Here is a 13,043-nt window from a genome sequence, read left to right on the forward strand (position 1 = left end):
TTTCCTTCATAAAATCTCGTCATTATAGCCAACCTACCCCTATAATGATGGGAGGCAGAAGGATGAAAAAAGAACCGGAACGCTATATTTATGATGAACAAGAAAGCCAGGAGACAACAAGGCTCATTTCCGAAGCATATCAAAGCGGTTATGTGGATATCCCGGATCAAGAGCCTTCATCTTCTGCGGAATAGGCTGTCTATTATAGGCAGCTTTTTTTGTATGGCAAAGTGTAAAAAGTGATATTGCCGGCCTTTTATAGTAAAGTAGAAGAAGAAACACTTTATTGAAAAGCGGCGACGTTGCTTTGGGAGGTATTCATGTGCGACATGCTTTAATTACTGCCGGTTCGAAGGGATTAGGCCGCAAAGTGACTGAAACATTGCTTGCAAAGGGGTATTCAGTAACAGTGAATTACAGGCAGGATGAAGAGGCAGTAAACCGCCTGAAGGAAGCCTGTCCTGATTACCTTGACCGGCTGCAATTTGTAAAAGGTGATGTCACCAAAAAAGAAGATTTGCTGCGCATCGCAGACGCTGCCTTGGACCGCTTCGGGAGAATCGACTTTTTGATTAACAACGCGGGGCCATACATATTTGAACGAAAAAAGTTAGCTGATTATACCGATGACGAATGGTACGGTATGCTGGAAGGGAATTTAAGCGCCGTCTTTCACTTATTCAAAGCAGTTATTCCGGTCATGAGAAAACAGCAATTCGGGCGTATCATCACGTACGGATTTCAAGGCGCGGCACACGCACCCGGCTGGCTTCACCGCTCCGCTTTCGGCGCCGCAAAAGTGGGATTGGCTTCTTTAACAAAAACAATTGCGATAGAAGAAGCTGAATCGGGCATAACCGCTAATATGGTTTGCCCGGGCGACATTGTCGGCGACATGAAGGAAGCGTCAATTGAGGAAGCCAGACAGCGTATCGGCAAAGAAAAAACGCCGATAGGAAGATCCGGCACCGGTGAAGATATCGCCAGAATCATTGCCTTTTTGTGCGAAGAGAACTCAGACCTGGTGACAGGAACTGTAATTGAAGCAACCGGGGGCCTCAATGTGATTAACAAGAATCAATCCACATAAGTTTTTCAGCATCTTAAAAAGGGAAAATGAAAACATAAAAAACAAAGTGACGAGGTGAAGGAAATGAAAGTAACGTATCACGGACATTCTGTAGTTGCAGTAGAAACGAATGACCACCATATTTTATTTGACCCGTTTTTGACAGGAAATTCGTTAACCGACTTGAAGCCGGAGGATGCAAAAGCGGACGCTATCTTATTGACTCACGGCCACAATGACCACGTGGGCGACACTGAGCAAATCGCAAAGCAAAATAACGCGCTGGTTGTGGCACCCAATGAGCTGGCTGTATATTTGGGATGGAAAGGGTTAAATGTTCACCCTATGCACATCGGCGGCTCCCATCAGTTTGATTTTGGGAAAGTGAAGCTTACACAGGCCTTTCATGGATCTGCCATCACTGACGAAGAAAACAAAACGATCACCTACACAGGCATGCCATCCGGTATTCTGCTGACTGTTGAAGGCAAAACGATCTTCCACGCCGGCGATACGGCTCTTTTCTCTGACATGAAGCTGATCGGGGAGCTGAACCATATTGATCTTGCCTTCCTGCCGATCGGCGACAACTTTACGATGGGGCCTGAAGACGCCAAACTAGCTGCAGAATGGCTGCGGGCAAAACAAGTTGTACCGGTTCATTACAATACATTCCCGGTCATCGAGCAAGACCCGGAAGCATTTGCAGACAGCCTGCCGGGCGGAGTCGGAAAAGTCATGGCCGTCGGTGAATCGATTGAGCTTTAAACGCTGAAAGCATCTCCTGAAAATAAGGAGATGCTTTTTATTTTTCGTGCGGAATGACCGTTGTCATTTTTGCCATTTATAATTCGGAACTGACCGCAGCTTTCAGCTCTTGGCTGCGCTGATGGAAGCAGTTGTTAATTCGATCAATTAAGTCCTTTGTCGCGCTGTCAAAATGTTTTTCTTTTCTGTTTGTCAAAAGCCCTATAGGCGGTGATATGTCTAGATTGATAATGGGGATGACTTTTGTGCCTTTCAGCGGTTTAGAATGTGCCGTACTGGTGAAGATTGAAATACCAATGTTTTCTCGCACGTAATATTCATGTGCCATGCTGCTTGTGAGCTCCATTTTCTTGTAATGATTACTAAATGCCTTATGCAAGTGCTGTTCAATTTGAATACGAATGGGGCAATTGGCAGGCGTAAATATAAAACATTCGCCTTCTAAATCAGATAAATGAACAGCTTTTTTCTCAGCGAGCCGATGACGATCAGATACAATTAAATTTAAAGTGTCATAAAAAAACGGTTTGTAATAATTTTCAAGAATCAGTTCCGGTTCGCCGCAGACTGCAAAATCAATAGTGCCGTCTAAAAGCTTTTGGCTGCAGGTATTGGCGTCATCTACGTTTACATTAACCGTTATCTTTGGATAATCATTTAAGAAATCCTTCAGAATATCAGGAAATATGAAGCTTGCAGTCGGCTCTGAAATGCCTACATTGATAATGCCGGCATCCCCTTCCTTTAAGTCGGAAAGAGTGTGCGTAAGCGCCTCGTATTGAGTTAAAAGATCCCCTGTTTTTTCGAAAAAGAGTCTTCCGGCTTTTGTCAGCTGCAGGTGTTTTCCCCGTTCAAACAATTGCACGCCTAAATCCTGCTCTAATTGCTTCATGCGCATCGATATTGTCGGCTGTGAATAGTTTAATATTTCCGCAGCCTTATAGAAGCTTCCGAATGTAACAATCGTATGAAACGTTTTAATTGAGCGAAACTCCAATATGCTTCTCCCCCCTGTCTTTTCATCATTACATTTTCTGAACTCAAGGATTATTTTTTTTGATTAGTCAAACATGAAAGTATGCTTTATAGTATAAACAATAAAAGCTTAGTAAACAAATAGGAATTGTATATTTTGTGGAGGAGAGTGCTCAAAATGAGTGAGGATATTTTTCGATTGGCAACTGTTGAAGATGCACCGGAGTTTTTAAAACTGGTTAACAGCGCCTTTCAACCAATTCGGCAGCTGGATATTGATTGGCCTTCCACAAGAGCTGACATACATATGGTGTCAGAAAATATCAAAAATCATTCAGCAGTTGTGCTGGAGCGGGACGGCAAGCTCATCTCAACGATTACCATCCGGTTTCCATGGGAGAATGAATCGCCCCCTTCAAAATATCCATTTGTATGGTGGTTTGCAACGCTGCCGGAATATAAAGGGAAAGGCGTCGGCAGTAAGCTGCTGACGTATGTTGAGGAAAAAGTGCTGCGGGATATGCTGAAGGCACCGGCGCTGACGCTCGGCACCTCGGCGCGCAAGCATCCTTGGCTCGTCGATATGTACAGAAGGAGGGGGTATGAAGTGTATTTTGAGCAGGAGAAAGATGGGGATATAGGTGTCATGATGCATAAGGTTCTGATTCCGGAACGCTTTGAGCCGTCGCTTTTAGGCACCCCCAGCTGGGCATAATGAGAGGAAGCCTATGAATAAGCGAATGAGAATAGCTTTTCTGCTGTCGGTGTTTGGATTACTGGCTGGATGCGGACAGGAAACAAACGGGAAAACGGATAGTCAGGCTCAAACGATTATTGTCGGCACTGGGACAGATTTTCCGAATATTGCATTTTTAAATGAAAAAGGCGATTTGACCGGGTACGACATTGAAGTAATGAAAGCCATCGATAAACAATTGCCTCAATATACCTTCGAATTTAAGACGATGGATTTCTCAAATCTTCTGACGAGTCTTGGAAATAAAAAAATTGATGTGATCGCCCACAATATGGCCAAAAACAAAGAGCGCGAAAAACGTTTTTTGTATCATAAAGTGCCGTATAACTATTCGCCGATGTATATCACCGTGAGAGAGGATAATAACAAGATTGATACATTAAAAGATTTACACGGAAAAACAGTCATTGTCGGTGCCACATCAAATGCAGCGGATTATATCACGTCGTACAACAAAGCTCACGGCAATCCGATTCATCTGAAATACGCCGGGCAGGGAAGCAATGACACGGCCAATCAAATTGAAACCGGCCGTGCCGACGCAACCATATCCACACCGTTTGCGGTCGACTTTCAAAATAAAACGCACGCTTTCCGTCAAAGGACAGTCGGTGATGTGTTATTGGATACTGAGGTATATTTCATGTTCGATAAAGGCAGTCAAACCTTAGCTGATGATACGGATCAAGCCATTAAAAAGCTGGAGAAAGACGGAACGTTAAAAAGGCTGAGTCAAAAATGGCTCGGCGCAGATTACTCAAAATCAAGTTTTAAAAATAAATGAAGCTGAAAATGAGGCGATAAGATGAGGACAAAAGCAGCTGTCATGACAATATTGTTTGCCGTTACAACAGTCCTTTCGGCTTGCGGCGGCAGCCAAACAACGGGGGCTGGAGAAAAGAAGGTGCAGACGATTACGGTCGGAACCGGGACCCAATTTCCGAATATTTGCTTTATTAATGATGATGGCGATTTGACCGGTTATGATGTCGAGCTGGTCAAAGAGATTGATAAGCGTCTGCCGAATTATAAATTCACTTTCAAAACGATGGAATTTTCCAACCTGCTCGTCAGTCTCGGCCAGCATAAAGTCGATATCGTGGCACATCAAATGGAGAAAAGCGAAGAGCGTGAAAAAAAGTTTCTCTTTAACGAGGTCGCCTACAATCATTTCCCTTTAAAAATAACCGTCCTTCAAGATAACGATACCATTCACGGGATTGAAGATTTAAAAGGGAAACGGGTCATTACAAGCGCAACCTCAAACGGCGCGCTTGTGTTGAAAAAATGGAATGAGAAACATGGCGATCCATTCGAGATTGCCTATGCGGGCCAGGGTTCAAACGATGCCGCGAACCAGCTGCAGTCAGGCCGTGCCGACGCAACAATCTCAACGCCTTTTGCAGTGGATTTTCAAAACAAAACGAGCGCGATAAAAGAAAAAACGGTCGGTGATGCGCTCTCCAATGCCAAAGTGTATTTTATGTTTAACAAAAATGAACAAACATTACGTAAAAACATTGACAAAGCATTACAGGAAATCATTGATGACGGAACACTGAAAGAGCTCAGTTTAAAATGGCTTGGCGACGATTATTCCAAGGAACAGTATTGAGTCTAAAGAGAGGGAGCCGTGATGGAAAAAACGTTTGATATCAGCATGATTGCAGATTTTGTACCGACCTTAATCGGCTATCTGCCGGTTACATTATACATTTTAACGCTGTCATTGCTATTCGGGTTTGTATTGGGGCTCTTTTTAGCGCTGCCCCGCATCTATAACTTTCCTATTGTAAATCAATTTGCAAGAGTGTATATCTCGTTTTTCAGAGGTACACCCGTTATGGTGCAGCTTTTTATCGTGTTTTATGGCATACCGGCGCTGACGGGGGTGATAGGGATTGATACATCAAAAATGGATCCGTTTTATGCCGCTGTTGCAACATACGCGTTAAGCAATGCCGCAGCAGCAGCTGAAATCATTCGAGCAGGGGCGGGCAGTGTTGATAAAGGCCAAACGGAAGCGGCGTACAGTATTGGTCTCAGCGGAAGGCAGGCTTTCAGGCGCATCGTTCTGCCCCAGGCCTTTGTGCAGGCTTTTCCGAATATGGGAAACATGGTGATCAGTTCTTTAAAAGATACGTCTCTTGCTTTTTCAATAGGTGTGATGGATATGTCGGGAAGGGGCCAAACACTGATTACCTCAAGCAATCATTCTCTTGAAGTGTACATTGCGCTATCCGTTGTTTATTATGCCGTAGCAGTTTTATTCGAAAGGTTCTTTACATTGGCCGAAAAACGAATCAAGAAGGATCAAAAACGACTTGTTACCGTTTTTGACATGAACATACATTGAAATATGTACGGGGACTAGGAGGGGAGAAGATTGCAATTTGACTTTCCATTTATTGCTTCCGCCATGAAAGAAATGATAAAAACCATTCCGCTGACATTGATGATGGCTGTTTTGCCGATCATCCTCGGATTTCTTGCGGCACTTGGAAATATAATGGTCAGAATTTTTAGAATAAAGGGATTGGCGGCTTGTTCAAGGCTTTATGTGTCATTTTTTCGGAGTACACCTGCCATTCTCCATATTATGCTGATTTATTTAGGCGTGCCGCCGATTGTGGATCGTGTCAGCAGCTTTTTTCATCTCGGCTGGTCCGCCAATGAGATTCCGGTCGCCGTGTTTGTGGTCATGGCTTTGTCTTTAACTGCTGGTGCTTATTTAACAGAAATTATCCGGTCGGGCATCTTGGCAATGGATACCGGACAGGTCGAAGCGGCCTATTCAATCGGCCTGACGCACGGTCAAACCTTTCGTCGAGTGATATTGCCGCAGGCGCTGATGGTTTCAATCCCTAACTTCACAAATTTAGGCATCGGGTTTTTGCATACGACCTCTATTGCAGCTATAGTGGCTGTTCCTGAAATAACAGGGACAGCGACTATCGTTGCTTCTGATAATTATGCATTTTTGGAAGCCTTTATCGGAGCGGCGATTATCTATTGGGTGCTGACTCTTATGATGGAAACCGTAAATGGAATATTTGAGAGGAAGGCATCCAGATTTCAAGGAGGCACTTTATGATTGAGATTAAAAATATTCATAAGCGTTTTGGCATGCACCAGGTATTAAGAGGAATAAATCTGACTGTGCACAAAGGAGAAGTTGTGACAATTATCGGTCCAAGCGGGTCAGGGAAAACCACCTTTTTACGCTGCCTTAATTTATTAGAAAGGCCGGACGAAGGGATCATCTCTTTACATGACAAAGTGATTAATTGCAGTTTTCCGACAAAAAAAGACACTCGCTGGCTCAGAAAACAGACAGCAATGGTATTTCAGCAATATCATTTGTTTACTCACAAAACGGTGATTGAAAATATCATGGAGGGTTTGACGGTAGCCCGGAAAATGAGAAAACAAGACGCGTATGCCATAGCAGAGAACGAGCTGATAAAGGTTGGGCTTCAAGACAAATTGAACGCTTATCCGAGTCAATTATCGGGAGGGCAAAAACAAAGAGTTGGAATAGCGAGGGCGCTTGCCATTAATCCTGATGTGCTGCTGTTCGATGAGCCGACAGCTGCGCTTGACCCAGAGCTGGTCGGCGAAGTTCTTGAGGTCATGCTCGATATTGTGAGGACCGGAGCCACTATGATCATTGTTACACATGAAATGGAGTTTGCGAAAAGGGTTTCAGATCAAGTTGTTTTTATGGATGAGGGCGTCATTGTTGAACAAGGAACTCCGGATGAAGTCTTCCGCCATACGAAAAAAGAAAGAACAAAGCGGTTTCTCCGCCGTGTTTCGCCGGAGTATTTATATGAAATAAAAGAACACATAAAGGAGCCGGTGATATGATCCGCTTAAGTATATTAGACCAAAGTCTGGCAGGTGAAGGAGAAACCGCAGCCGATACATTACAGCATACGGTGAAGTTGGCGCAGATGGCTGAAGAGTATGGATATTACCGTTTTTGGGTCGCTGAACATCACAACAATAGTGATATTGCCGGCTCCGCTCCTGAAGTTCTTTTAGGGTATCTTGCCGCAAGCACAAAGACCATACGTTTAGCATCCGGCGGCGTGATGCTGCAGCATTATAGCCCATACAAAGTGGCGGAGCAGTTTCATCTATTGTCTGCATTAGCTCCCGGACGCATTGACCTTGGAGTAGGCAAAGCGCCCGGCGGCTTTCAGCTGTCGACAGACGCTCTGCAATATGAATATGTAAAACCGGCGCGCAAGTTTGAAGAAAAGCTGGAGGATCTCACTCATTTCATTCGGGATGATTTTCCAGATGCCCACTGTTTTGCGCAACTGCGGCCGGCACCGCAGGCTGAACACAGGCCGGGACTTTTTCTGCTGGGGGGAAGCACAGAGAGCGCAATTTCAGCTGCAAAACTGGGAATATCTTTTGTCTTTGCTTACTTTATTAACGGTGAAGAGAAAGTGCTAAAAGAAGCCCGCCGAGCCTTTGACACGCATCTGCCAGCAGGCTATGAAGCGGAATTTCACCTTGCTCCCGCTGTTTTTGCGGCGCGTACAAAGGAAGAGGCACAAAAACATATTGAGTCGCGTGAATCGATAAAAGTGATTTTGCAAGATGGGAGGAGAGTGAATGTCGGTACCCGCGAACAAGCCGAAGCCTATCTTGAGAACGTCAGCCAGCCCTATGACATCATCGTCCAAAAAACCGGGGTGATTGCCGGAACGAAGGAAGAAGCGGCGGACGAATTAAAACGTTTATCAGACACATACAGAATTAACGATTTTGTCATTTTTACACCAATCAAAAATGCAGACGAAAAACGGCTGTCTTATCAGCTGCTGAGTGATGCAGTTCTAGCCGCAAAACAATAAGGGGGATAAAACATGAGCGATTTTGTCAACGTTGTGGTTTGGAGTAAGAAAGGCTGTATTTATTGCGAAGAAGTCAAAAATTACTTACATGAAAAAGCAATAGCGTTTCAAAATATCGATGTTTCGGAGAAGGAAGAGCTGAGAGACATTTTACAGGTGAAATACGGAGTACGCCACGTTCCTGTGGTAGAAGTTGGCGGCGGTAATCGTTATGAAGGGATTACTGAAATTGGTATTAAAAATCTTGAGCTTGCACTTGCCAATTACGCTCAGATAAAGGAGGAAAAAAGGTGACGCGAAGAAATGATATTCAGTTTGGAGCCATTATTCATGGGGTTGGGGGAACAATTGACGGCTGGCGTCACCCTGAAGTCGATCCTTCCGCAAGTACAAACGTGGAATTTTACAAGCAAAAGGCTCAAACAGCTGAAAAAGGCTTGTTCAGTTTCATTTTCATTGCAGACGGCTTATTTATTTCTGAAAAATCAATTCCCCATTTTTTAAATCGATTTGAGCCCATCACCATATTATCGGCGCTTGCGTCCGTCACAAAAAACATTGGTTTAGTAGGTACGTTCTCTACTTCTTTTACTGAGCCATTTACGATTTCAAGGCAGTTAATGTCGCTGGACCACATCAGCGGGGGGAGGGCTGGCTGGAATCTGGTTACTTCTCCGCAGGAAGGAGCTGCACGCAATCATAGCAGAAGCAGACTGCCAGAACATACCGAGCGTTACGTTATTGCACAAGAGCATTTGGATGTTGTGCGTGGTTTGTGGAATTCCTGGGAGAAGGACGCATTTATACACAATAAAGAAACAGGGCAGTTTTTTGATCCGGCAAAGCTTCATCGTCTGAATCACAAAGGAGAGTATTTTCAAGTAGAGGGGCCTTTAAATATCGGGCGCTCAAATCAGGGAGAGCCTGTCGTGTTTCAAGCGGGTTCTTCAGAAACAGGCCGTCAATTTGCGGCCAAAAATGCAGATGCGATTTTTACCCATTCCAATTCATTAGGCGAGACAATCGCATTTTATGCGGATATTAAAAAGCGGGCTGCCGCTCAAGGGCGCGACCCTTCCAGCGTGCTGATTTTTCCGGGAATCAGCCCGATTGTGGCAGATACGGAAGAAGAAGCAGAGAAGAAATACCGGGAATTTGCAGAATTGATTCCGATTGAGAATGCAGTTACTTATTTGGGGAGATTTTTTGATGATTACGATCTGAGTGTGTTCCCGCTTGATGAACCGTTTCCCGATATTGGCGAAGTTGGAAAGAATGCTTTTCAAAGCACAACAGATCGAATTAAGAGAGAAGCGAAAGCCAGAAACATGACACTACGGGAAGTGGCGCGGGAAATGGCTTTTCCAAGGACTCCATTCATCGGTACACCAGAGCAGGTCGCCTCCTTGCTTGAGACTTGGTTCAAAGCCGAAGCTGCTGACGGTTTTATCATCGGGTCGGATATCCCGGGAACACTTGATGCCTTTGTAGAAAAAGTGATTCCGATTCTTCAAGAAAGAGGGCTGTACCGCAGAGACTATAACGGCGGGACATTGCGGGGAAATCTTGGGCTTGATACTTCGGTTCATCATCCTTTTGTACATTCATCAAATCATTAATAGGAGAAGCGGGAGGAGGATGACTTTTTTGGCAATCATTGCAGGTACGGTTGTGAAAGGAAAACAGTTGGGCAGAAAATTAGGATTTCCAACAGCAAATATAGAAACCGAAATAAACGGGCTTCCTAACGGCGTTTACGGGGTTCTGGCGGCGATCAACCAGCAATTTTATTTAGGGGTTATGAATATCGGAGTGAAACCAACGATTGGTCCTAATCTGAAAAAAACCATTGAGATTTTTTTGATTCACTTTGATAGGGAGATCTACGGAGAACATATGGAATGCAGCATTCTCTTTAAAATAAGAGATGAAAGAAGGTTTTATTCTTTGGAGTCACTAAAAGAGCAAATCAAAAAGGATATTTCATACGCTTCCAAACGCTTTGAACGTATGGGAATTGCATCTCAAAATAAAGAAAGCCTGCTCTCACACCCTGAGTTAAATCTTCCGGACCTCAGCTTTTACAAGAAGTGTAACAGTTTATACGGGATCAACCGCGGTGTATACAATGTGATTGACAATTGGTTTTTTGAGTATGGTATTACACAAGTTGCATATCGGCGTATATATATTTTATCTTTTTTAAGCTTTTTGCAGGCAGAGAATGAGAACCCTCCCAGTAAGTGTGTAAAATTTGGGCCGGGCGGTCTTGCATTTAAATTGAGCCGTTTTATTGCTGCTTATATTGAAGAGACTGGAGATCTTGTGATGTTAAAGGCAGATAGGTAAAGAGCTGAAAGGAGGAGAAAACATGCCTTTAGATTATTGGAGAAATATAGAAGGGGCATACCCATATCAGACAGCAAAAACAATTAAAGATGATAGCGAGCATAATCCATTGAATCTCTTATCGCTTGAAAAAGAGCTCATCGCAATACGCCGGCATCTGCACCAATACCCCGAGCTGTCAAAAGAAGAATTTGAAACAACCGATTTTATTGCAAAATGCCTTGGAGAAAAGGGCATACCAATTCGTCCTACATCATTAAAAACAGGTGTATTCGCAGATATAGCAGGGGAGTCAGAAGGTCCGGCCATTGCTTTGAGGGCTGATATTGACGCGCTGCCAATCGAAGAAAAAACAGGGTTGCCCTATGCATCTAAAAAGAAAGGAATCATGCACGCGTGCGGCCATGATTTTCACACGGCAGCGCTTCTTGGTGCGGCCTTTTTGCTAAAGGAAAATCAAGATAGCCTGAAAGGAAAGGTTCGTTTGTTATTCCAGCCGGCTGAGGAATCAGGCGCAGGCGCTGCAAAAGTGATAGCGGATGGCCAATTGGATGGCATTGAAGCAGTTATCGGTCTTCACAACAAACCCGATATACCGGTTGGCGCTGTAGGGTTAAAAACAGGTCCTCTTATGGCTGCTGTTGACCGATTTAAAGTAGCGATACAAGGAAAAGGCGCTCATGCAGCATTGCCGCATAATGGTTTTGATCCTATTGTCGGCGCCTCTCAGCTTATCGTCGCCCTGCAAACGATTGTAAGCAGAAATGTAAATCCGCTAAAAAGCGCGATTGTAACTGTAGCGAAAATCGAAGGCGGCAGCACATGGAACGTCATCCCCGATACAGCGGTGATCGAAGGCACTGTTCGAACATTTGATTCAGAGGTTCGGGAACAAGTGAAGCAGCGTTTTCTGTCTGTTGCAGAGCAGATTTCTTCTGCTTTTTCTTTGAAGGCGAATGTGAAGTGGATTTCCGGACCGCCGCCGCTTTGTAATGATACAGCAATAACTGAAATCGCAAAAGCTGCTGCTCATAAAGCACAGCTTCAGGTCATTTCACCCGACCAATCCACTGCCGGGGAGGATTTTGCTTACTATTTGGAGCATATTCCCGGATCCTTTGCTTTTTTTGGAACAGGCGGTGATCATGATTGGCATCACCCGGCATTTACAATTGATGAAACTGCCATTATAAAAGCCTCTTATTTTTTATATGAAAGCGCTAGAAGATTATTAGGATAATGAACGCAGGAATGAAGAGTCAGAGATGGTTTGCTTTGAGAAAATATTCGATTGATACAGACGAGGTGTGCTGATGAAGAAATTAATTGTTTTTGCATTTATAGGCTTGTTATCGCAGTTAATAGACGGTTCGTTAGGTATGGCTTATGGTGTTACCTCAACTTCGCTGTTATTAGCTTTCAGCATAACGCCTGCTGTTGCTTCGGCTTCTGTCCATTTAGCGGAAGTCGTCACGACTGCCGCATCAGGAGTGTCACATATTAAATTTGGAAATGTTGACAAACAAACTGTTTATCAGCTTGTCATTCCCGGTTCAATAGGGGCTTTTTTAGGCGCTGCATTTCTCAGCCATTTACCCGGAGATGTGGCGAAACCCTATATTTCTTTGTTTCTGCTCCTGCTGGGCGGATATGTATTGATAAGATTTTTATTTCAATACAAGCCTGCTCTTGAGAAAAAACATGTGCCGTTAAGCAGAAAACAATCCATTCCCTTAGGAGTGATCGCCGGTTTTGCAGATGCCACAGGAGGAGGTGGCTGGGGCCCCGTCACCACTCCGATTTTATTATCCCGAAAAGGCCTGAGTCCGAGGAAAGTAGTAGGAACTGTAGATACTAGTGAGTTTGCCATCGCAGTATCTGCAACTGTCGGTTTTCTTGTTTCATTGGGATGGGAGGATGTCAATTGGTTATGGGTGTGTTCGTTAATGGCTGGCGGAATTATCGCGGCCCCTATCGCAGCATGGCTCGTACAGAAATTTCACCCGCAATTGATGGGTGTGCTTGTAGGAGGATTTATTATATTAGTAAATGCGAGAACATTGATAAATGAATGGATTGAAAACACAGCTGTTTATCCATTTATCTATACGGCGATAGGAGCAATATGGCTGTTTGCTGTTTTATTTGTTTTATCTAAAATAGGGAATAAAAAGATTGTAAAAGCAGCAGTTGACATCAATATAAAAGAAAAATAAAGACATTGTTTTTATAGATGTGAAAGGAATCACGAAGG

At 44.0% G+C, this 13,043-nt stretch carries 16 protein-coding genes; 15 read left to right on the forward strand and 1 reads right to left on the reverse strand.

Annotated features, from left to right (window positions below):
• The first annotated feature begins 62 nt into the window (after positions 1-62).
• The 3 genes from KXD37_RS00855 to KXD37_RS00865 all read left to right on the forward strand — a co-directional run bounded on the left by KXD37_RS00855 (position 63) and on the right by KXD37_RS00865 (position 1,837).
• Complete coding sequence (locus KXD37_RS00855; RefSeq protein ID WP_010335290.1) at positions 63-194, forward strand: hypothetical protein; 132 nt, start codon at positions 63-65, stop codon at positions 192-194.
• 128 nt (positions 195-322) lie between these two features.
• Positions 323-1,090, forward strand: a complete 768-nt coding sequence (locus KXD37_RS00860) for an SDR family oxidoreductase (RefSeq protein WP_059335663.1) — start codon at positions 323-325, stop codon at positions 1,088-1,090.
• A gap of 63 nt (positions 1,091-1,153) precedes the next feature.
• A complete protein-coding gene (locus tag KXD37_RS00865) occupies positions 1,154-1,837 on the forward strand; it encodes a metal-dependent hydrolase (protein ID WP_024122482.1) in 684 nt (227 codons plus the stop codon).
• 76 nt (positions 1,838-1,913) lie between these two features.
• Here the strand turns inward: KXD37_RS00865 and KXD37_RS00870 are convergent, their stop codons facing one another.
• Positions 1,914-2,834 carry a LysR family transcriptional regulator gene (locus KXD37_RS00870; RefSeq protein WP_106022162.1) on the reverse strand — a complete coding sequence of 307 codons (921 nt, stop codon included), beginning with the start codon at positions 2,832-2,834 and terminating at the stop codon, positions 1,914-1,916.
• Between the two features lie 156 nt (positions 2,835-2,990).
• On the opposite strand from KXD37_RS00870, the gene KXD37_RS00875 reads away from it, so the two are divergent.
• From KXD37_RS00875 to KXD37_RS00930, 12 genes are all read left to right on the forward strand, one after another.
• The gene (locus tag KXD37_RS00875; RefSeq protein ID WP_106020258.1) at positions 2,991-3,527 is read left to right on the forward strand and encodes a GNAT family N-acetyltransferase; all 537 of its coding nucleotides are present in this window, start codon (positions 2,991-2,993) and stop codon (positions 3,525-3,527) included.
• A 13-nt stretch (positions 3,528-3,540) separates the two neighbouring features.
• Positions 3,541-4,353: an amino acid ABC transporter substrate-binding protein gene (locus KXD37_RS00880; RefSeq protein ID WP_188323212.1), complete on the forward strand. Its 813-nt coding sequence runs from the start codon at positions 3,541-3,543 to the stop codon at positions 4,351-4,353.
• A 21-nt stretch (positions 4,354-4,374) separates the two neighbouring features.
• Positions 4,375-5,184, forward strand: a complete 810-nt coding sequence (locus KXD37_RS00885; RefSeq protein ID WP_024122478.1) for an amino acid ABC transporter substrate-binding protein — start codon at positions 4,375-4,377, stop codon at positions 5,182-5,184.
• Between the two features lie 21 nt (positions 5,185-5,205).
• Positions 5,206-5,925: an amino acid ABC transporter permease gene (locus KXD37_RS00890; protein ID WP_151174435.1), complete on the forward strand. Its 720-nt coding sequence runs from the start codon at positions 5,206-5,208 to the stop codon at positions 5,923-5,925.
• Positions 5,926-5,955: 30 nt separating this feature from the next.
• On the forward strand, positions 5,956-6,663 hold the full coding sequence (locus KXD37_RS00895) for an amino acid ABC transporter permease (protein WP_101860130.1): 708 nt from the start codon (positions 5,956-5,958) through the stop codon (positions 6,661-6,663).
• Complete coding sequence (locus KXD37_RS00900) at positions 6,660-7,439, forward strand: amino acid ABC transporter ATP-binding protein (RefSeq protein ID WP_095714218.1); 780 nt, start codon at positions 6,660-6,662, stop codon at positions 7,437-7,439. The genes KXD37_RS00895 and KXD37_RS00900 overlap by 4 nt, the downstream gene beginning before the upstream one ends.
• Positions 7,436-8,440, forward strand: coding sequence for an LLM class flavin-dependent oxidoreductase (locus tag KXD37_RS00905; RefSeq protein ID WP_188323211.1), 1,005 nt, complete (start codon positions 7,436-7,438; stop codon positions 8,438-8,440). Before KXD37_RS00900 ends, KXD37_RS00905 begins: the two co-directional genes overlap by 4 nt.
• A gap of 12 nt (positions 8,441-8,452) precedes the next feature.
• The gene (locus tag KXD37_RS00910) at positions 8,453-8,734 is read left to right on the forward strand and encodes a glutaredoxin family protein (protein ID WP_151174434.1); all 282 of its coding nucleotides are present in this window, start codon (positions 8,453-8,455) and stop codon (positions 8,732-8,734) included.
• Positions 8,731-10,059 (forward strand): LLM class flavin-dependent oxidoreductase, encoded by a 1,329-nt coding sequence (locus KXD37_RS00915; RefSeq protein ID WP_188323210.1) that lies wholly within the window; start codon positions 8,731-8,733, stop codon positions 10,057-10,059. The genes KXD37_RS00910 and KXD37_RS00915 overlap by 4 nt, the downstream gene beginning before the upstream one ends.
• Positions 10,060-10,087: 28 nt before the next feature.
• Positions 10,088-10,789: a riboflavin kinase gene (locus KXD37_RS00920; RefSeq protein WP_151174433.1), complete on the forward strand. Its 702-nt coding sequence runs from the start codon at positions 10,088-10,090 to the stop codon at positions 10,787-10,789.
• A gap of 22 nt (positions 10,790-10,811) precedes the next feature.
• A complete protein-coding gene (locus tag KXD37_RS00925; RefSeq protein WP_188323209.1) occupies positions 10,812-12,029 on the forward strand; it encodes an amidohydrolase in 1,218 nt (405 codons plus the stop codon).
• Positions 12,030-12,102: 73 nt separating this feature from the next.
• Entirely contained in the window at positions 12,103-13,005 is a 903-nt protein-coding gene (locus KXD37_RS00930; protein WP_024122469.1) for a sulfite exporter TauE/SafE family protein, read from the forward strand.
• The last annotated feature ends 38 nt before the right edge of the window (positions 13,006-13,043 follow it).

Source organism: Bacillus sp. XT-2 (assembly GCF_025696525.1).
Classification (GTDB): domain Bacteria; phylum Bacillota; class Bacilli; order Bacillales; family Bacillaceae; genus Bacillus; species Bacillus halotolerans.